The organism is Oceanimonas doudoroffii, assembly GCF_002242685.1.
Lineage (GTDB): Bacteria > Pseudomonadota > Gammaproteobacteria > Enterobacterales > Aeromonadaceae > Oceanimonas > Oceanimonas doudoroffii.
In genome coordinates this window covers 35015-55770 of the sequence record NZ_NBIM01000004.1, presented here as the reverse complement: position 1 = coordinate 55770, position 20756 = coordinate 35015, and the positions used below count along the sequence as shown (strand labels likewise).

Genomic DNA, 20756 nt, shown 5'->3' with positions numbered 1-20756 from the left:
ACACACATTACCTACTACCCCCTCTGTCACAATTTTTTACGATTCAGCTCCCATTCTGTATACAGCTGCATTTGTTTTTTTTATCACAGTGCTACTTTGAGGAAATAATATTTTAATTATCGGACGGCGGTGCGTCGTCCCACAGGAAGCGAATACCATGCGTTTTACCCTCAAGCAATTGCGCTACTTTGTGGTGGCCGGCGAGCTGAGCAGCGTGACCCGGGCGGCGCAGGAGCTGCACGTGTCCCAACCGTCCATCTCCTCCGCCATTCTGCACCTGGAGGAGGTCACCGGCCTGCAGCTGTTTGTGCGTCACCATGCCCAGGGGTTGTCACTGACGCCATCCGGACGGCAGTTTATCGTCAAGGCCAAACAGTTGCTGGGCCAGGCCGACGGTCTGGCCCATTACGCCTCCACCCTGGGGCAGGACGTAGCCGGTCAGCTGCGCATTGTGGGCTTTCCTACCTTTACTCCCATTCTGGTGCCAGGCCTGATCCGCCGTTTCAATCAGATGTATCCGGCGGTCAACGTGCAGTGTGACGAGAAATCCCAGCAGGACGTGATCCAGGGGCTGCATGACGGCCGTTACGAGCTGGCGCTCACCTACGATCTGCAGATCCCGGCCCATATCGAGTTTGAGCCGCTGATGGAGTTTCCGCCCTATGCAGTGATGTCACAGGATCATCCCTTGGCCAGCCGGGACGAGGTGTCGCTGCAGGAGCTGGCCGAGCACCCCATGGTGGTGCTGGACTGGCCCATGAGCCGGGAATACTTCTTTTCGCTGTTTCTCAGTCAGGGGGTTGAGCCGAATTTCGCCTTTCAGGCCAAGTCCATGGACATGGTGCGCGGTCTGGTGGCCAACGGCTTTGGCTATTCACTGTTTAACGTGCCGCTGATCAACATGCTGGCACTGGACGGTCGCCGGCTGGCCCATGTGCCCGTTACCGGCGAGCTGCGGCCGCTGCGCATGGGGGTGGCCCGGCTCGCCCAGTTCCGGCTGACGCCGGCGGCAGAAGCCTTTATCGCCGAGCTCACCAAGGAAGCCAAACAGCTGTCCGAAACCGTGTTTACCGACAGTCGCTTTTATCGCAGCCTGAAATAGGGTCGGGCCATTGAATAGGTAAAATTTATGAAAATGAAATGATAAATATATTTTACATATTTAGAGCATATTTTTAGGCTGAGTGTTCCGGGCGCAGGGCGCCCACCGAGAATTTGAAAACAGGGAGAGGTGGAATCACCATGGCAGCACAGCAAAAGTCATACTGGCAGGACAAACTCGCAAACACCGAGCTGAGAACCCGGGCCTTTATCAACGGCGCATTCGTTGCCGCCGCCGACGGACAGACCTACGACATCGTCAATCCCGCCACCGGTGAGACCCTGGCGGCCATCACCGCCTGCGGCCAGGCCGAAGTGGACGCCGCCGTGGCCGCCGCACGCCAGAGCTTTGAGTCCGGCATCTGGTCCGAGGCGTCGCCCCGGGATCGCAAGGCGGTTATCAAAACCCTGGCCCGACTGATCATGGACAATGTCGAAGAGCTGGCGCTGCTGGAAACCCTGAACGTGGGCAAGCCCATTCAGGACTCGCTCAATATCGACATTCCCGGCTCGGCGGCCTGCTTTGAGTGGTATGCCGAAGCGGCCGACAAGCTCTATGGCGAAGTAGCGCCCACCGATGGCAATAACCTGGCGACTATCACCCGCGAGCCGGTGGGGGTGGTGGCGGCCGTGGTGCCCTGGAACTTTCCCCTCGATATCGCCGCCTGGAAACTGGGTCCGGCACTGATCAGCGGCAATTCGGTGGTGCTCAAGCCCGCCGAGCAGTCACCGCTGACCGCCCTGCGCCTGGCCGAGCTGGCCAAACAGGCCGGCCTGCCCGATGGTGTACTTAACGTGGTTACTGGTGACGGTCAGGTCGTGGGCAAAGCGTTGGGCCTGCACCAGGACGTGGACTGCCTGGCCTTTACCGGCTCCACACGGGTGGGCAAGCTGTTTATGGGTTATGCGGCCGAGTCCAACATGAAGCAGGTCTGGCCCGAGACCGGCGGCAAGAGCCCCAACCTGATCTTTGCCGACTGCGATCTCGACGGCGCGGTGGAAAACGCCATCAACGGTATCTTCTTCAACCAGGGCGAGGTGTGCTCGGCCAACTCTCGCATTCTGATCGACAACCGCATCAAGGCGCAATTTGTCGACAAGTTTCTTGCCGCTGCCGGCTCCCTCAAGGTGGGTGACCCGCTGGAGCCGGATACGCGGGTTGGCGCGCTGATCGACGTTAACCACGCCGAGCGGGTACGCGAATGCATTCGCAAGGCACAGGCCGAAGGCGCCCGCCTGCTGGCCGGGGGTGAGGGCGAGACCGGCACCACCCGGCTGGCGCCCACCGTGTTTGATGAGGTCACGCCCGACATGAGCATTGCCCGGGAAGAAGTGTTTGGCCCCGTGGTGGCGCTGATCGGTTTTGACAGCGAAGAGCAGGCAGTGAGCATCGCCAACGACTCCATCTACGGCCTGGCCGCCTCGGTATGGACCAATGATCTGAACCGGGCTCACCGGGTGGCGCGCAAGCTGCGGGCCGGCTCGGTGTCGGTCAACACCATGGACGCTCTCGATTTCAGCACGCCCTTTGGCGGCTACAAGCAATCGGGCTTTGGCCGGGATCTGTCCCTGCATGCCCTCGACAAGTTCACCCAGCTCAAGACCTCTTGGTTCAAGCTGAAGTAATTTTCGTTTCCGTCACGGCAGTACTACTTGTTGTTCCGCCCCGGCAGATGCCGGTGGCGGTTTTTTTATGCCTGCTTTACAGACACAAATATACCGGGCAAGCCCTTGCCGGCAATGCGGCTGGCGTTGTCATAGCCGATATGGGGTACCAGGGCGGTGACGATGCCAATGCTTTGCTCCATATGACGAGCGCACTGCTCACGATTGGCGGCAATGCCGCGAATGCACAGCCGGTCGAGCATGCGAATCGACGTGCTCAGCATGCGGCAGTTGTTGAGCAGGTTGTGGATGATCAGCGGTTCCATGGCGTTCAGCTGCAGCAGGCCGGCCTCGGCGGCCAGGCTTTGCTGCACTCTGTCACCGCTAGCTTCAGGCACTGGATGACCTCTGTTATGGCCAGGCTGAAGCGGTGGGGTAGACGTCGTTGCTGGACTGGGAGCGGTTAATATCGTTATAGGGGGAAGGTGCTACAAACCCAGGTTGGTGATCACCTCGCTGGCGTTCATCTTGTCCTCGACATGTGAGTGGGGGCAGTGTTAAAAAGCCGGAGTGAAGAGCCTCGAATGAGGACTTCACTCCGGCGATATTACAAAGAACGGATGTGTTTGTGGGGTCTTTTTACTCGGCTTGGGGCACTGCTTGCAGCGAGTCGGCTTTCTCGGCTTTGTGGGTGGCATACAGGGCGTACAGGCCCGACACCAGGGTCAGCAATACGGCGGCGGCGACGAAATAGCCCAAAGTGCCATAGCCACCCAGATCAAAGGCGTAACCTGCCAATACCGGGGCCACGGCGGTGCCGGCCATCACGGCGGAGCCGGCGGCGGCGGCAATGCGCCCCTTGGTGTCGGCCACACTGGCCAGGGCCATCATGCAGCTGTAGGTAAAGAAGTGGGCGGTAGACCAGAGCACCACGATGGCGGCGTAAACCGGGTAGCTGTCGGTCTGGGTCACCAGGTGAGTGATTACTCCGGTGCTGACGATGCCCAGGGCCAGCAGCCAGCCCCGGCTCAGGAACGTGCCGGCCCACAGCAGGATCACCGGACCCAGCAGGGAAGTGGCGCCGTGAATGCCGAACAGAAAACCCAGCGAGTCCGGGGTCATGCCAATGCGGCTGGTACCGATGTGCTCGGCGAACACCCACACCATGGTGTCACGAATAAAGTAGAAACCGACCATGGCGAGAATGGCCAGGGACACCGGCTTGAGCAGTACAGAGGTGGCAGACTGACCGGCGCTTTCCTGCTGTACCGCAGGCACGGGATGCTGGGGCAGCATCAGAATAAAGGGGAGCAGTAGCAGATGCACCAACGCCAGCACGCCCATGGCGCCAGCCAGCGACCAGTGACCGATGGCGGACGGTACCAGGTTAAGCAGTACCACCATCAGAATGGTGCCGATCAGTACGATTTTGTGAATGCTGTCGTCCGGGTTTTTATAACCTGCTACCACGGCGTTACCACAGGACAGGGCAATGCCGCTGCCGATGCCGGCAAATACAAAGGCGGCCACGCCCTGGGCATAGCTGTCGACAAACATCACCGCTACACTGCCGATAATGGCAATCAGGGTGGCCACCAGCGCCAGGGTGCGGCGCGGCGCCCTGCCGATAATGGGTGCTACCGCCAGTGAGGCGATACACATGGTGGCGATGTAGTAGGTGATCAGGCTGCCGGCGGCGGACTCGCCTACACCGAATTCGCTCATTACCGAGGTAAAAATAAAGGGCAATATCAGCAGCGGGGCCAGACCCACACCGTATATGGCGGCAAACGGCGCCAGGATGGATTTATCCAAGTAATTTCCTTTTATCATTTTCAACTTCTCCTTAAGTAACAAATTAACGGCGGTTGAAATGTTTTTATTATTCCATTGCCGTTTTTGAGCACGAGCTGGCCCACTGGGCCATGGGAAAATACATGGCCCGGTTAACAGAAGTTTTTAAATTCAGTGCCCGGTTAGTCCGGTGATATTTGATGTTTTTGCTGTTGAATTAATCAGTTATCGGAAGCCGATTGCTGCACCGATAACTCATGCCTTAAACAGCGGGCCGGTGACCGGCCCGCTACATGCTTTATTTGATTTTCAGGGCCTGCTCGTGAGCCTTTTGAATGACCTCTTCCTGGTGGGGCAGTACCGAATTGGTGTAACCCAGGGTGCTGCCAAAGACCTCAAAGGGGTTTTCGCTCATGAACTCGGCACCACACAGCCCTTCCAGCACACCCAGACCCATATAGGGGGTGGAAGCCAGGTCGTAACCGCCTTCCTGGCACATCACCAGACGGCCGCCACAGAGCCGGTCGGCGGCCGCAGCCACGGCGTTGCTCATGGCGCGGAAACCGTTGGGGGTGACGGCCATACGGCCGAGGGGATCGTAACAGCCCGCATCCAGGCCACAGGCCACGATAATGAAATCGGGCTTGAAGGCTTCAAGCGCCGGTACCACTACCCGGTTGATGACGTCGTTATAGACGGCGTTGCCGGAGCCCGGGGGCAGCGGCACGTTGAGGTTGTAGCCGGTGCCGTCGCCGTCACCGCGGTAGTCCAGGGTTCCGGTGTTTTCTTCCAGAAAGTAATAATCCTGGTGAATGGACAGGGTCAGCACGCTGTTGTCCTGCCAAAAGATCTCCTGAGCGCCGTTGCCGTGGTGTACGTCCCAGTCGATGATGGCCACCCGCTCGATGCCGGGATGGCTCTGGGCATGGCGGGCGGCCAGGGCGGCGTTGTTGAGCACGCAAAATCCGGCGCCCCGCTCGGTTTCGGCATGATGACCGGGCGGACGCACCAGCGCATAGGCGTTGTCCACCTCGCCCTTCATCACGCTGTCGACCGCCGCCATCACACCACCGGAAGACAGCAGGGCGATATCAAAGCTGTTTTCGGCAAACACCGCACCCGGGCCGGCCACACCGGCAGGCTTGCGACTTTGCTCGATCAGGGTTTCCAGGTAGCCCGGGGAGTGCACTCGCAGAATTTCTTTTGCCGTGGCAGGACGGGGTTTGATGGCGGTGAGCTGGTCGAGCACGCCCTGGGCCGACAGCAGGTTGTAAAACCGCTTTTTGATGTCGGGGCGGTCGGGGTTGGCGCCCGGCTCGATATAGAAAGGGGGAAATGCCTGGTTCAGGCTGTCGTACCAGAAATACTTTTCATGGAATACCAGGCCGGTGTTTCTCAACATGACTCTGCTCCGTGAGGTTGAGGGCGGGGGAAACCCCCGCCGTGTATCACTGTGGTATCGGGCTTACAGAAAGCTGTCCCGGTGCAGATCGCTGATGGTGGCCTCGATGCTTTCGCGCAGGGTGGCAACCAGGAAGTCGATGTGCTCCTTGGTCAGGGTCAGGGGCGGAGACAGCACGTTCATGTGCGCCAGCGGGCGAACAATCAGACCGCGCTGCTGACAATGGTCGGCAATACGGTTACCCACCTTGGCCTCGGGGGCGATTAGCTCCTTGGTTTCCTTGTTGGCCACGTTCTCGATACACATCATGAATTTGCGGCCGCGCACGTCGCCGACGATGGGCAGATCGAGCAGGGTCTTGAGCTGGTTCTCAAAGTAGGCGCCCATGTCACGCACATGGTCACACAGGTGCATGCGCTCCATGATTTCGATGTTTTTCAGACCGGCGGCACAGCTGACCGGGTGACCGGAGTAGGTGAAGCCATGAGTGAAGATGGCACCGTCTGCCTGAGGCTTGCTGATCACCTCGTAGATGTCGTCTGAGATGATGGTGGCACCCAGCGGCAGGTAGCCGGAGGTCAGGCCCTTGGCGCAGGTGATGATGTCCGGCACGAAGTCGAACTCATCATTGGATGCAAACATGTGGCCCAGGCGGCCAAAGGCGGTCACCACTTCGTCGGACACATAGAGCACGCCGTACTTGCGGCATACATCCAGAGTGCGCTTGTGGTAGCCCTCGGGCGGTACGATAACGCCGCCAGCACCCATGATCGGCTCGGCAAAGAAGGCGGCCACGTTGTCCGGGCCCAGCTCCAGGATCTTGTCTTCCAGCTCCTGTACCTTCTGGTCGCAGAACGCTTCCACACTCAGGCCGGCCGGACGACGGTAGGGGTTGGGGCAGGAAATGTGGTGAACCAGCTTTTCCTCGATGTCGAAGCCGATGTGGTCAAACTTCACACCGGTGATCGACATGGCCATGTAGGTGCTGCCGTGGTAACCGTCGATGCGGGAGATGATCTGCTTTTTGCTCTTCTTGCCGAGTTGGTTGAAGTAGAAATGGATCATGCGCACAGCGGTGTCGTTGGCCACGGAGCCGCCGCAACCGTAGAACACATGGTTCAGGTTGCCTGGGGCCAGCTCGGCCAGTTTGGCGGCCAGCTGTGCTGCGGGCACGGTGGTGTGGTGGCCAAAGCAGGAGTAGTAGGGGATCTTCCGCACCTGCTCGGCGATGGCCTCGGCCATTTCCTCGTTGCCATAGCCGATGTTCACACACCAGAGTCCGCCGATGCCGTCCAGGTAGCGCTTACCGTCACCGTCGACCACGTGTACGTTGTCGCTGTCGGCCAGTACCATGGAGCCGGTTTCCTTGAAGGTGGAAAAGTCGGTCCAGGGATGAATGTAGTGATCCCGATCCTGTTGCCATACTTGCTGCATGCTGGGGTTGGTAGGTTTGGACATTTTCAATAGCTCCTTTGAACGTACCTTGTTGTCGTTGCCGGCAACATGGGACTTCCCTTGGAAGTCGCGGGTCTGGCAGACCCTGTGATTAATAACTCATGGAACCGATGTTAAGAGTTATTGCGCTATTGTTAAAATATCTTTTTCCCCTTCCTTGGATTAATAAACTTTATTCAGAGGCCCGGCTTTCGGTGATTTCTTATAGGTTATTGATTTTTAGTGTGCGCTGATTTTTTGAGTCCGGTATATCTTGAGCGATTGATCACAAAAAATATCAAAGTGTCCTCGTTTGTTACAGGGTTGAAAATCCGGCGTATGTGAGATGGATCCTGTTAAGTATGAACAACCCTGAATGGCAAGGCGCAAAAGCAGGGGGGGGTGTACGAGGTGATGGGTATGTTGTGACCATACGGTCAAAACAAAAGCGGCGGCCACAGAGGCCGCCGTTGCTGCACCAGCAGGGGTTATTTGGCGTTCAGCACTTTTTCAATGGGCTCGGGCTCAAACAGTTTCTTTTTCATCACCACCTTGACCCAGAACACGCCGATCACCGAGACCAGGCCCAACACCATACCGGCGGCACCGAAGATTTGGCCATTCAGTTCCGGAGCAGGCGAGGCGTAGTACACGGCGTAGATCATGCCGGCAATACCAAGGATTTGGGGCAGCGGGTAAAAGGGTGTCTTGTAGGGCCGCTTCAGTTTCGGGTAGCGGCGACGTAATACCATGACGTTGACGTGGGTAATGATGTAGGCCAGTAGCCAGGCGATGGCTGCGGAGATCAGCAACAGGCCGATGGCATCCGGATCATCCCCCATGATCAGCATGGGCAGACCGGTAATGGCGGCGACGAACAGCACTGCTACCCAAGGTGTGTTGTTGGTGCGGCTGCGCTTGCTGAACTGGGGAAAGGCCTGGCCGTTTTTTGCCATGCCGTAGAGCATACGCGGAATGGCTGCCAGCGAGGTGTTAACCGTGCTGCAGGTGGCGGTAATGGCGGCAATGGCCAGAAAGGTCAGGCCGGTTTCCCCAAACACCGCCTGAGCGAAGTCGTAATGGGGCAGCGGCGAGCCGGCCAGCTGATCTGCCGGAATGTAAAACAACGCACCCAGGCAGTAGATGGCGATAGTCACGAAGATCACGGTCACCCCCAGGCTCATGGAGCGGGGAATATTGCGCTCCGGCTGCTTGGCGTCTTCCACCAGCGGGCACACAAACTCGGCGCCCACAAAGCCCCAGATGGCCAGCGCCACCAGGGCGAATACACCGGTACCCAATGGATTCCAGTCGCTGGTCAGATCAATGCCGGCGGTATGCGGATTGGCCATGCCACCCAGGGCGGAAAGACCCAGGGCCAGCAGCACCAGCACCATGATAAAGGCCAGTGCCGATTGCAACTTGGCGAACAGATCAATGCCCATCAGGTTGAGCACGGTAAACACGGCCAGCAGGCCAATGCCAATGCTCATGGGCGGAAATACGCCCGGATAGATCTTGTCGATAATAAAGTCGAGCAGCAGCAGCTCCGCCGACAGAGCGAACATGGCCACGACGATATAGCCGGAAAACACCGCCAGAATGGCCGGAAAGTGGCCGATGGACACCTCGGTATAACTGCTCAGGCTGCCGGCGCGGGGGATCATCAGCGACAGCTCGGAAAAAGACGCCACATAGGTTAGTGCCAGTATGTAACCAATGGCCAGGGGAATGATAAAACCGAGGCCGGCAATGCCGGCGCCCTGCAGCATCAGAACCATCACACCCTGGGATACGACCAGGCCCACGGCCACGGCCAGTAACGAACCCAGACCCAGGGTACGGCCAAAGCCGGTTTTTTGGTGAGTTTTGACCACACCCGGGGCGGCGGTCATGGTGACATTTTCGGACATAATTCCTTTACTCCTGAATGTGCAATCTGGCCGGCTTTGCCCACGTGTCCCTGCGCGCAACGGGTATGAACGGCGCCGGCCGGTTTTTGGGGGCTTATTCCCCTTGGGGAAGGCTCAGTTGCTTCAGCAGGCGGGCCATAAAGCGCTCGCCCAGCTCAAGCTGGCTGATTTCGATAAATTCGTCGGGACTGTGCCCTTGGGCCATGCTGCCCGGGCCGCACACCACGGTGGGCACGCCCAGTACCGAACTGAACAGGCCACCTTCGGTGCCAAAGCCGATGGTGTGGCCGCCGTTGGTTTGGGCCAGTTGCTGCACAAAGGCCACCACCTCGGCATCGCTGGCGGTGCTGAGACCGGGATATTCGGTGATGATGTCGATGTCGATGGCGCACTCGGGAACGGTGTTGCGCATTTCGGCCACCAGGGTCTCGGCGTAGTCGCCAAAGCGGGCCAGCAGGGCGCGGGGGGCTTCGCCGGCCACGTTGCGGATCTCAAACAGAAACTCGCAGTGGTTGGGCACAATGTTCAGGGCGGTGCCGCCCTCAATGGTGCCGGTGTGTACCGTGGTATAGGGAATGTCGTAGCCATCTTCAAAGGGGCCCTGCTCGCGCTTTTGTGCCGCCAGCTGCTCCAGCCAGCACACCAGGCGGGCAGCGTAGTTGACTGCATTGACGCCATAGGGGGCCATGCCGGAGTGATATTCCCTGCCGGTTACCCGCACCCGGGCGGCCAGCTTGCCCTTGTGGGCGGTGACCACCTTCATTTCGGTGGGCTCGCCAATAATGCACAAGGCCGGCTTGATGGGCAGCTCGGCCAGGTTTTCAATCAGCCGGCGTACGCCCACGCAGCCGATTTCCTCGTCGTAGGAAAATGCCAGGTGCACCGGGGTGTGCAGCTCGGCCCTGGCCAGTGCCGGTACCGCCGCCAGCACCACCGCCAGAAAGCCCTTCATGTCGGCGGTGCCACGGCCATAGGCGCGCTCATTGGCCAGGGTCAACTGGTGTGCAGGTTTGGTCCACTGCTGGCCGGCCACGGGCACAGTGTCGGTATGGCCGGAGAGCATGACGCCGGGCTTGCCAGCCGGGCCCAGGGTGGCGTAGAGGTTGGCCTTGTTGCCGGTCTCGTCGTGCACCAGATAGCTGTCGACGCCCTGCTCCTTGAGATAGCGCTGTATGTAGTCCATCAGCGCCAGGTTGGAGTGGGCGCTGGTGGTATCAAAACCAATCAGCTGTTGCAGAATATCGAGGGTAAGGGCGCTCGCCATAACGTCTCCGGTTGGGTTGTGACCGCTCAGCCGAGAGCGGTCCGGGTTTCTGGATGTAAATGGTATGTAATGGTTTTGTATAAAGTAAATATTTTTAACTTCTACTCTGAATAGTAAAATCTTATCCGCTGGTCATGGCCGGCCGGCGTACCCGCAGACAGCTGCAGTGCGCCTGGGCGCTGATCTTGTCGGCAATACTGCCCAGCAGCCGGCCCTGCATGTCGCCCTTGGGGCGGCTGCCAATCACGATGGCATCCACCTCCAGTTGCTCGGCCTGCTCCATGATCACCATCGCCGGCGTGCCCCGGCGCAGCAGGCTCTCGGCCTGTAGCCCCTGCTGGGCCAGCCGGCTTCGGCTCCGTTCCAGCACCTCTTCGGCGAAGGATTTCAGGCTCAGCTCCACCGGGCTGGCATCCTCAATGGGGCCAACCCGGATCTGGGTGTAGCGGCTGTTGGTATAGGAAAAGTGCCGGTACACGCTGATCAGGGTCAGCCGGCAGCCATGGCTTTTGGCCAGGCTGGCGGCCATGTCGAGGGCGGCCTCGGCGTCCGGCGAGTCGTCGAGGGCCACCAGCAGATGTCTGAACGCAGGTTGTAACTCTTTCATGGTGGTACTCCTTGTCAGGTGGCCAGCAGATCGCGCAGGAACAGCGCAATTTGCGGAAACAGCGCCAGCAGCACGGCGGTGATCAGCAGCATGACGATAAAGGGCGGCGTGCCGCGGATCACGTCCATATAGGGCCGTCGGAAAATGGCGATGGCGGTGAAGATGTCGCAGCCAAAGGGGGGGGTGGCGGAGCCGATGGCCACCTGCAGGGTGATCATGGTGCCCACCAGTACCGGATCCAGCCCGGAGGAGCGGATCAGCGGCAGAAAGATGGGGATCAGGATCAGCATGACCACGATGGGATCGACAAACATGCAGCCCACGAAGAAGGCGATGGCAATGCACACCAGTACCGTCATCGGACTGGCCTGCTCCAGGTGCAGCCCTTCAATAATGGTTTGCGGCACTTCTGCATAGGACAGTGCCCAGGAAAAGGCAGCGCCGGCGCCGATCAGAATAAACACCACGGCGGTGACCAGGCCGGTGGACAGGGCAATGGCGCCCAGATCTTTCCAGCGAATGGAGCGGAAGATCACTATTTCCAGCAGCATGGCATAGAGCACGCACACGGCAGCGGCTTCGCTGGGGCTGAACACGCCGCCATAAATGCCGCCCACAATGATGATGGGAAAGCCGGTGGGCCAGATGGCCCGGCGAATGGCCTGCCAGCGCTCGGCCCAGCTTGCCTTGGGCTCCACCGGAATCTTTTGGCGCCAGGCGTAGTAGACCGCATAGGCGGAAAACATCAGCAAAATCAGCAGGCCCGGACCGATGCCGGCGATAAACAGCTCCGAAATGGAGGTGCCGGTGAGCACGCCATAGATGATCATGCCGATGCTGGGGGGGATCAGAAAGGCGATGTCTGACGCATTGATGGCCAGCGCCATGGTAAAGTGATCGCTGTAGCCGGCTTTGAGCATGCGCGGGCGCATAGGGCCGCCCACCGCCACGACTGTTGCCTGGGTGGAGCCCGACACGGCACCGAACAGGGTGCAGGTGGTGGCCACTGTGACCGCCAACCCGCCTCTGAAGTGACCGACAAAGCGCATCACCAGATCGAGCAGGCGATCGGACGAGTGCCCCCGGGTAATAATGTCGGCAGCCAGAATAAACATGGGCACGGCGGTTAGCGCCGTGGGTTTTACCCCGCCCACCATCTGCTGAATGATGATGGTGGGGTTGAGCATGTCAAAGTAGAGAAAAAACGCCGCCAAGGTGGCGATCAGCAGCGGCATCAGCATGGGAAAACCCAGCAGCAACAACACCAGCATGGTGCTCAGCATTACCGTGGTCATGGAGATCTCCTTCTCTGATAACGATCAGAGCGATTGTTCCGGGTGCGAGTCGTCGTAGATGTCCAGCGCGTGAAATGACAGAAACACATCACGGCTTTGCAGGTTGCGGATAAAGGCCAGGCTGTATTGCAGGCCGCCGATAAAGAGCCCCAGGGGTACCACCAGCAGGGTCCAGTACAGAGGAATTTGCAGGGTGGCGGTGAGCATTCCCCGGCTGGCCATTTTGGCCACATAGAGCCAGGCGTAATAACTGAGCAGATAGAGGGTGGCGGCGGTGCTCAGGGTGATCACCAGCATCAGCCATTTTTTATGGCGGTTGCTGAGCATGTCGTAAAAGGCCGACATGCGAATATGGCGGCCCTGGCGGGTAACATAGCCTAGGCCCATAAAGGTGATCACCACCATCAGGATCTGGTTTAGTTCTTCGGAAAAATACAGACTCTGGCTGAACAGGTAGCGGCCAAAGACGTTAATGATGGTGTTCAGTGCCATCAGCAGCACGCCACCGGCCAGGCAGGTAATTTCCAGCCCCTGCAGGCCACGGTCGAGCCGGATCAGGCCACGTTCAAGCAAGTGCATCATGGCATCATCCTCGAATAGAGCCGCCATTGTGCTGAATGGCGGCGGTGAGGGAAGGATCAGTTCAGTCGCTGTTCCAGCTCGGCGCGTTCCGCCAGGAAGTCGGTGAGGATTTGCTGACCCTTGCCGTCGGTCATGTCGACAAACTTTTTGCGGGTCTGCTCGGCCCGGGCCCGAAAGGCATTACGCTCGCTTTCGTTCAGGCTGATGTAGGTCATTTCCGGCTTTTCCTTGAGAATGCGCTCGAGAAATTCCTGCTCCAGACGCGGCACCTCGTCCATCATGTAGTGGGTCACTTCGGTCATGGTGTCGCGGATCAGTTGCTGGCGCTCGGCGGGCTGATCCTGGAACCAGTCGTCACCGGTGATGATGGAGCTGGTAAACAGCTGGTGACGGGCGGAGATCAGGTAGTCGGTGACTTCAAAGAACTTGCTTTGATACACGGAGGAAATGGGCTGACCCACGCCGTCGATCATCTTCAGCTGCAGAGCACCGTAGATTTCGCCAAAGGGCAGGGGAGTGGGGCTGGCGCCCAGATCCTTGAAGGCTTCCACCTGCAGCGGTGACACCAGAATGCGCATCTTGAAGTTGTTGAGATCCGCCGGTGCGTGCACTTCCCGGTTGGCGGCCCAGGCGTCTTCCCCTTCGGAATAGATGCTCATCAGGCGCAGGCCGGTGCTGGCAAAGCTTTGCTCCATACCCTGGTAGACGGTGCTGGAGTCGGTCATCAGCTGTTTGTTGACCTCGTTGTTTTCCGACAGGATAAAGGGAATGGAAAACAGCTGGATCTCGGGTACAAAGGTGCCGAGGTGGCCAAGAGAAATGTTGGCAAACTGCAGGGCGCCGTCGGCCACCAGCTCGGTGGCATCTGCCGAGGTGCCGAGGGTGCCGCCGTAGTAAATCTTGACCTCAACATCGCCGTCGGTCTTGGCTTCAATACGCTTTTTGAATTCCTGGGCGTACATGTCCTGAATGTCGCCCTGGGATACCTCGATGGCGTACTTCCAGGTTTCGGCCTGGGCGCCGGTGGCGAGGCAGGCGAACGAGGCGGCGGTAACGACGGTTGAAAGGGATTTGAACAGTTCCATTGGTTACTTCTCCATATTGGCCAGAATCAATACAAGCCGCGGGCACGGACCGGTGTGCCCGCGGTATTTGGGCGGACGGTAGTTATTCGTCGCCCGGTACGCCAAAGGAGTCGGCACTGGCCGGATCCGCGGCGCGGGTAATGTAAGCCTGCATCTGGGGCTCATACTCCTGCCACAGCAGGCGCAGGTCGTGAATGGGGGCGACGTGCCAGTCCACCCGCAGATCCACCACCGGCCAGCTTGGCTCGGCGCTCATCAGCAGACCGGCAGAGCGCACCGGACCCAGCTCACCGCCGGCGGCCAGGCCCGCTTCCAGCGCCTGCAGCAGGCGCTCGGCCAGGTGGCCCTTGCTTTGTTCAAAGGCGGTGATCATGGCCTGAGGCACGTCGGTGTTGGCCAGCAGGTTGCCCATGGCCAGGCAGTTTTTGCCTTGCGCCATGGCATGAATGCCCAGAGACTGCGCGCCGCTGAAGGTAGCGCTTTCGCCTCTGGCATTGAGTACGCCCAGCTGGCGCCATTCCACGCTGGCGTCGGCACCGGCCTGGGCGCGCAGCACCTCTTCCGGGCCCACCCCTTCCTGCAGCAGATCGAGGGCCAGCGGGCCCAGTGCAGGGTTGGTCACGTTCTGGGTCAGGGCCACGCCCACGCCGTTGCGCACAAAGGCGCAGCGGCTGGCCACGGCAATGCTGGATGAGGTGATGGCACAGCCCATCATGCCGGTTTCGGGGCATACCCCGGCTACGGAAAAGGTCATGTCAGCCTCCTTATGCCTGGTCGTCAGGGATCACGGCGATCACGTCAATTTCCATCAGCCACTCGGGCTGGGCCAGACCGGCCACCACCAGGCCGGTGGAAATCGGGTAAACGCCCTTCAGCCATTTGCCCACTTCCCGGTACACCGGCTCGCGAAAACGGGGATCGGTAATAAAGGTGGTGGTCTTGACGATGTGGCTCATGTCGGAGCCGGCTTCTTCCAGCAGTTGCTTGACGTTCTTCATCGCCTGCTCGGCCTGGGCGCGGGGATCACCCAGGCCCACCAGATTGCCTTCAAAGTCGGTGCCGACCTGACCGCGCACATACACGGTGTTGCCGGCACGCACGGCCTGGCACAGGTCGTTGTCCAGAGTCTGGTTGGGGTAGGTTTCCTTGGTGTTGAACATGCGAATGCGAGTATGAGTGGCCATGAGACGCTCCTGTTAAAGACGAATAAACCGAACTGGTGAGGCCGGCTTAGTGCCGGCCCGGGTTAATGGGGTGTTCAGGCGACGCTTTCTTTCTTGGCACCGCGAATAAGGCTGACCTTGTTGTCCTCGCGCTGGTCGGCGTCCTTGTAGGCCGCGTATTTGCACTGGGTGGCGATGTGATCCGCAATGTGCTTGGCGTCGTGCCATACGCCCCAGATAAAGGTGGAGCCACGGCGGGATAGCCAGGGCAAGCCAATGAAATACACGCCCGGCTCCGTGGATACACCGCGCTTGTGCTGGGGCTTGCCCTTGTCGTCAAAGGCGTTCACATTCAGCCAGCTGTAGTCGGTGCTGAAACCGGTGGCCCAGATGATGGTGGTGATACCGGCCTCGGCCAGATCCAGCTCCAGGGTCGGGTTGGTCATGCATTCGGGATCCGGCAACAGCGTACGGGCTTGTGGCTCTTCCGGCAGATCCAGGCCGTTGCGGGCGATGTAGGCGTCGGCCGCATCCAGCAGTGCCAGGTAGTTGGCATCGCCGTTGCGAATGTTTTCCGCCAGATCCTTTTCAAAGGTCACCTTGCCGTTGGCAAAGGCACCGGTGCGACCCACCAGGTTCAGACCCTGTCTGGCCAGCTTGCGGAAGTCCACGGTGTGGCCGCCACGGGCGCCGCTCACGGCGATGGTGACGTGTTCGGTGCCTGGCTTCATGGCCTCGGCATCCCATTCGCCCAGTACACCCAGCCACCAGCAGAAGTCGCGGTTACGGTAGGCGCGGGGCGGACGGTCGTGGGGCCCCACCGACAGGTACACTGTCTTGCCGGCACGCTGCAGCTCATCGGCAATCTGCACACCGGAAGAGCCGGCGCCTACCACCATGATTGCGCCCTCGGGCAGTTGACCGGGGTTGCGATACTGGGAGGAGTGGATCTGGTGCAGGCTCTCGTCCTTGGGCGCAATCGGCGGAATGGCCGGACGCTGGAACGGACCGGTGGCGGCTACTACCCGGTTGGCCTGAATTTCACCGATGGAGGTGTCTACGGTAAAGCCCGGGCGGTCGGCGTTGCGGGTCACCTTTTTCACTTCCACACCGGTGCGTACCGGTGCATTGAATTTTTTGGCATAGGCCTCGAAGTAGGCCGCTACCCGCTCTTTGGGGGCAAAGGCGTCCGGGTTCAGATCGTCGAACTCCAGACCGGGAAAGCGGTCGTGCCAGGCTGGGCCGTTGGCGACCAGAGAGTCCCAGCGCTCGGTGCGCCAGCGTTCGGCAATGCGGTTGCGCTCCAGTACCAGGTGGGGCACGCCCAGCTTGGTGAGGTGTTCGCTCATGGCCACGCCGGCCTGACCGGCGCCTACTACGAGAGTATCTGTTGTGATTTTTTCCACGGTCATGTCGCTGTCCTTCTTGAATGACGGTTTGTTTCAGGTCGGTCGTGGCGGCCTGCTTCCTTTGTTGAGTTCAAGAGTACGGAGCAACGGCGTATCGGTAAAATATTATTAACATTACAATTACATTTGAAAAATTTATACTGAAAGTGTTTTTGTTGCCGAGAGAGAGTGGTGACTGTCATGGCATGCTGAACTGGTCGGTTTGTTACCGGGGGAGCAAGGGACACTTCACAGAGCTTTTCACACCCCGCTGTTTTTTATCAAAATCAGGCTGTTACCTTCTTTTAAGAGGGGTTTTGCGGTGTTTTTTACGGCATTCTTCACATCTGGGTTCACATTTATGTGTGACGCTATCTTTATTCCGCGTTTTCATAAGTTGCTGTTTTTAATGGTTATATTGTTGGTTTTTGCATATGGCGATTTGTGAGCCGGCATCCTTAACTGTGAAATGGAGTGATCGATAATTCATCGATCACAATAGTTCACAGTCTGGAGTAACAACGATGAGCGCAGTTTCCCGCATTGGCCTGGTCGGCCTTGGCTCTATGGGCATGGGCATGGCCAAGTCCCTGATCCGTGCCGGTTTTGACACCCTTGGTTTTGACCTTAACCCCGATGCCTGCGCCGCGTTGTCCGAGGCCGGCGCCGTGGCCGCCGGCCCGTCGGCGCTGCCCTACGCCGCCGAGCTCGACGCCCTGGTACTGGTGGTGGTCAACGGCGCCCAGGTAGAAAGCGTGCTGTTTGGCGAGCACGGCGTGGCCAAGGCCCTGCGTCCGGGCAGCCTGGTGGTGATCTGCAGCACCATGGCCGCCAGCCAGACCAAGGCCGTGCACCAGCGCCTGAGCGAGCTGAACCTGGAGCTGATTGATGCCCCCATCTCCGGCGGCGCCATCAAGGCCGCCGACGGCAAGCTGTCGGTCATGGCCTCGGGCAAACCCGAGTTGTTTGAGCGGGCCAAGGGCCTGTTCGATGCCATTGCCGAGCGACTCTATGTTATCGGCCCGGACATTGGCCAGGGCAGCACCGTGAAGACCATTCACCAGCTGCTGGCCGGCGTGCACATTGCCGCCGCCGCCGAAGCCATGGCCATGGCCGCCAAGGCCGACATTCCGCTGGACCTGATGTTTGACGTGGTTACCCACAGCGCCGGCAATTCCTGGATGTTTGAAAACCGGGTGCCGCACATTCTCGACGGTGACTACACCCCGCGTTCCAGTGTTGACATCTTCGTCAAGGATCTGGGCCTGGTGCTCGACACCGCACACCAGATGAAATTCCCCCTGCCACTGGCGTCGGCCGCCCACCAGATGTTCCTGGCCGCCAGCAACGAAGGCTTTGGCCGTGAAGACGACGCCGCCGTGGTCAAGATCTTCAAGGGCATTGAACTGCCGGAGGGTAAATAAATGAAACACCGTCTGGGCATTATTGCCGACGATTTCACCGGCGCCACCGACATCGCCGGTTTCATGGTGGCCAACGGCTGGCGGGTGACCCAGCTGATCGGTTACGGCCCGGCCGAGGTGCCCGCCGACGTGGACGCCATCGTGATTTCCCTGAAGAGCCGCTCCTGCGCCGTAGAGCAGGCGGTGGCCGATTCCCTGGCCTCGCTGGAACGGCTGCAGCAACTGGGCTGTGATCGCTTCTTCTTTAAATACTGCTCCACCTTTGACTCCACCGCCGAGGGCAATATCGGGCCGGTAACCGACGCCCTGCTGAAGGCGCTGGATCAGTCCTTTACCGTGATCTGCCCGGCACTGCCGGTGAACGGCCGCACCGTTTGCCACGGCAACCTGTTCGTGAACGGCCAGCCCCTGAACGAGTCGGGCATGAAGGATCACCCGGTGACCCCCATGCGCGATGCCAACCTGCAGCGGCTGATGGCCGCCCAGGCCGGCGGCAATACCGGCCTGGTGGACTACCACGCGGTGCTGGCGGGCGCCGAGGCGGTCAAGGCCAGACTGGCCGAGCTGCAGGCAAATGGCGTGAACTATGCGGTGCTCGATACCCTGACCATGGCCGATTTGCCGGTGCTGGGCGAAGCGGTGAGCGAGCTGAAGCTGGTGACCGGCGGCTCCGGCCTGGGTGCCGGCATGGCGGCCCATGCCACCGGCGGTGAAGGCGCCGCCGAAGCCCGGGAACTGGGCGCGCCTGTGGGGGAAGGCCGCGCCGTGGTGCTGTCTGGCTCCTGCTCATTGATGACCAATGCCCAGGTTGCCGCCTACCAGGCCCGGGCGCCTCACGCCGGAGTGGACGTGGCCCGTAGCCTGGACGACGCCGAGGCCTATGCCGCCGAACTGGCCGACTGGGTACAGGCCCAGCCTGCCGCGCCGGCCCCCATGCTGTATGCCACCCAGAGCCCCGAGGCCCTGGCGCGCATTCAGGCCGAATACGGCGCGGCCCGGGCCAGCGAGGCGGTGGAAGGGGTGTTTGCCCGCGTCGCCGCGCGCCTGGCCGACGCCGGCTTCAGCCGCTTTATCGTGGCCGGTGGCGAGACCTCCGGCATTGTGACCCAGGCGCTCAAGGTGTCCGGCTTCCATATCGGTCCGCAAATTGCCCCGGGTGTGCCCTGGGTACGGGCGCTGGACAAGCCGCTGTCGCTGGCGCTGAAGTCCGGCAACTTTGGCGACGAGGCCTTCTTCAGCAAGGCCCAGGAGTTTTTCCATGTCTGAGTATTCTTTGCGCCTGGAGCTGGTGAACATTGCCCGCTCCATGTTTGAACGGGGTTACAGCAGCGGCGGCGCCGGCAACCTCAGCCTGCGCCTGCCCGACGGCAACCTGCTGGCGACCCCCACCAACTCCAGCTTTGGCGATCTGGATCCGGCCCGCCTGAGCAAGGTGGACATGGACGGCAATCACCTGGACGGCGACAAACCGTCCAAGGAAGTGCTGATGCACATCGCCATGTACAAGGCGCGGCCCGACGCGGGCGGCATTGTGCACCTGCACTCGGCCTACCTGACCGCGCTGTCGTGCGTGGATGGCCTGGATCCGACCAACTGCCTGCCGCCCATCACCCCCTACTACGTGATGCGGGTGGGCAAGCTGCCGCTGGTGCCCTACATCCGTCCCGGCGATCCGCGCATGGCCGACGAGGTGGGCCGGCTGGCCGTTGACCACAGCGCCGTGCTGCTGGCCAACCATGGCCCGGTGATCTCGGGCAAGGACCTGCGTTCCGCCATGTTCAACGCCGAGGAGCTGGAAGACACCGCCCGGCTGTATTTCACCCTGCAAAACAGCAAAATGCGCACCCTGACCGATGAGCAGGTGGCGGAGCTGGAGCAGGTATTCAAAGGCAAGTTGTAAGGAGTCCCGTGATGCCGAAGTTTGCTGCCAATCTGTCGATGATGTTTACCGAAGTGCCCTTTCTGGCGCGCTTCAAGGCGGCCCGGGCCGCCGGCTTTACCGCCGTGGAATACCTGTTTCCCTACGCCGAAGACAAGGCCGCCATTGCCGCCGAGCTGAAGGCCCAGGGCCTGACCCAGGCGCTGTTCAACATGCCCCCAGGGGACTGGGAAGCGGGCGAGCGTGGCCTGGCCTCACTGCCCGGCCGTGAAAGCGAGTTCCGTGCCGGTGTGGCCACCGCCCTGGCCTACGCCGAGGCCCTGGGCTGCCGCCAGCTGCATGCCATGGCCGGTTTGCGCCAGGCCGGGGTCAGCGCGGAACAGCATGAAGCCACCTATGTGGCCAACATTCAGTATGCCGCCGACCAAGCCGCCAAACAGGATGTGCTGGTGCTGCTGGAGCCCATCAACAGCCGCGACATGCCCGGATATTTTCTCAGCACCCAGGTGCAGGCCGAGGCGCTGCTGGAAAAAATCGATCGCCCCAACGTGCGCATTCAGCTCGACTTCTACCACTGCCAGATCATGGAAGGGGATCTCACCCGCACCATCGACCGGCTGTGGGGCAAGTTCAGCCACATTCAGATCGCCTCCGTGCCTGAGCGGCACGAGCCGGATCAGGGTGAAATCAACTATCCCTGGTTGTTTGATTACCTGGATGCCAAGGGTTACGACGGCTACCTGGGCTGCGAATACCGCCCCCGCGGCAACACCGAAGCCGGGCTGGGCTGGTTCGCCCCCTGGGCCGACAAGGAGTAAGC

19 protein-coding genes are annotated in these 20756 nt (G+C 60.2%); 6 read left to right on the top strand and 13 right to left on the bottom strand.

Annotated features, from left to right (window positions below):
• Positions 1-157: 157 nt before the first annotated feature.
• Positions 158-1102, top strand: coding sequence for a LysR family transcriptional regulator (locus B6S08_RS12470; RefSeq protein ID WP_094201137.1), 945 nt, complete (start codon positions 158-160; stop codon positions 1100-1102).
• A gap of 140 nt (positions 1103-1242) precedes the next feature.
• The gene (locus B6S08_RS12465; RefSeq protein WP_094201136.1) at positions 1243-2727 is read left to right on the top strand and encodes an aldehyde dehydrogenase; all 1485 of its coding nucleotides are present in this window, start codon (positions 1243-1245) and stop codon (positions 2725-2727) included.
• Positions 2728-2792: 65 nt separating this feature from the next.
• Here B6S08_RS12465 and B6S08_RS12460 read toward each other — a convergent pair whose 3' ends face one another.
• The 13 genes from B6S08_RS12460 to B6S08_RS12400 all read right to left on the bottom strand — a co-directional run bounded on the left by B6S08_RS12460 (position 2793) and on the right by B6S08_RS12400 (position 16657).
• Positions 2793-3104, bottom strand: a complete 312-nt coding sequence (locus B6S08_RS12460; RefSeq protein WP_211284228.1) for a hypothetical protein — start codon at positions 3102-3104, stop codon at positions 2793-2795.
• 241 nt (positions 3105-3345) lie between these two features.
• Entirely contained in the window at positions 3346-4521 is a 1176-nt protein-coding gene (locus B6S08_RS12455) for an MFS transporter (RefSeq protein WP_169716404.1), read from the bottom strand.
• A 277-nt stretch (positions 4522-4798) separates the two neighbouring features.
• Entirely contained in the window at positions 4799-5902 is a 1104-nt protein-coding gene (locus B6S08_RS12450) for a class II histone deacetylase (RefSeq protein WP_094201134.1), read from the bottom strand.
• Between the two features lie 63 nt (positions 5903-5965).
• A complete protein-coding gene (locus B6S08_RS12445) occupies positions 5966-7360 on the bottom strand; it encodes an aminotransferase (protein WP_094201133.1) in 1395 nt (464 codons plus the stop codon).
• A gap of 464 nt (positions 7361-7824) precedes the next feature.
• Positions 7825-9249: an APC family permease gene (locus B6S08_RS12440; protein ID WP_094201132.1), complete on the bottom strand. Its 1425-nt coding sequence runs from the start codon at positions 9247-9249 to the stop codon at positions 7825-7827.
• A 94-nt stretch (positions 9250-9343) separates the two neighbouring features.
• Positions 9344-10513, bottom strand: a complete 1170-nt coding sequence (argE, locus tag B6S08_RS12435) for an acetylornithine deacetylase (protein ID WP_094201131.1) — start codon at positions 10511-10513, stop codon at positions 9344-9346.
• Positions 10514-10634: 121 nt separating this feature from the next.
• The gene (locus B6S08_RS12430; RefSeq protein ID WP_094201130.1) at positions 10635-11120 is read right to left on the bottom strand and encodes a universal stress protein; all 486 of its coding nucleotides are present in this window, start codon (positions 11118-11120) and stop codon (positions 10635-10637) included.
• 14 nt (positions 11121-11134) lie between these two features.
• Positions 11135-12415, bottom strand: coding sequence for a TRAP transporter large permease (locus B6S08_RS12425; protein WP_094201129.1), 1281 nt, complete (start codon positions 12413-12415; stop codon positions 11135-11137).
• Positions 12416-12439: 24 nt separating this feature from the next.
• Positions 12440-12997, bottom strand: coding sequence for a TRAP transporter small permease (locus tag B6S08_RS12420; RefSeq protein ID WP_094201128.1), 558 nt, complete (start codon positions 12995-12997; stop codon positions 12440-12442).
• A gap of 56 nt (positions 12998-13053) precedes the next feature.
• Entirely contained in the window at positions 13054-14082 is a 1029-nt protein-coding gene (gene dctP, locus B6S08_RS12415; RefSeq protein WP_094201127.1) for a TRAP transporter substrate-binding protein DctP, read from the bottom strand.
• A gap of 82 nt (positions 14083-14164) precedes the next feature.
• Positions 14165-14836, bottom strand: a complete 672-nt coding sequence (locus B6S08_RS12410; RefSeq protein ID WP_094201126.1) for a DUF1028 domain-containing protein — start codon at positions 14834-14836, stop codon at positions 14165-14167.
• Positions 14837-14846: 10 nt separating this feature from the next.
• Positions 14847-15266 carry a RidA family protein gene (locus B6S08_RS12405; protein ID WP_094201125.1) on the bottom strand — a complete coding sequence of 140 codons (420 nt, stop codon included), beginning with the start codon at positions 15264-15266 and terminating at the stop codon, positions 14847-14849.
• 74 nt (positions 15267-15340) lie between these two features.
• Positions 15341-16657: a flavin-containing monooxygenase gene (locus B6S08_RS12400; RefSeq protein WP_094201124.1), complete on the bottom strand. Its 1317-nt coding sequence runs from the start codon at positions 16655-16657 to the stop codon at positions 15341-15343.
• A gap of 500 nt (positions 16658-17157) precedes the next feature.
• Between B6S08_RS12400 and ltnD the strand changes: the two genes are divergently transcribed.
• The 4 genes from ltnD to otnI are packed head-to-tail and all read left to right on the top strand — an operon-like array spanning position 17158 to position 20754.
• Positions 17158-18057, top strand: coding sequence for an L-threonate dehydrogenase (ltnD, locus tag B6S08_RS12395; RefSeq protein ID WP_094201123.1), 900 nt, complete (start codon positions 17158-17160; stop codon positions 18055-18057).
• The gene (gene otnK, locus B6S08_RS12390; protein WP_094201122.1) at positions 18058-19323 is read left to right on the top strand and encodes a 3-oxo-tetronate kinase; all 1266 of its coding nucleotides are present in this window, start codon (positions 18058-18060) and stop codon (positions 19321-19323) included.
• Entirely contained in the window at positions 19316-19957 is a 642-nt protein-coding gene (gene otnC, locus B6S08_RS12385; protein WP_094201121.1) for a 3-oxo-tetronate 4-phosphate decarboxylase, read from the top strand. Before otnK ends, otnC begins: the two co-directional genes overlap by 8 nt.
• An 11-nt stretch (positions 19958-19968) precedes the next feature.
• Entirely contained in the window at positions 19969-20754 is a 786-nt protein-coding gene (otnI, locus tag B6S08_RS12380; RefSeq protein WP_094201120.1) for a 2-oxo-tetronate isomerase, read from the top strand.
• Positions 20755-20756 lie beyond the last annotated feature (2 nt).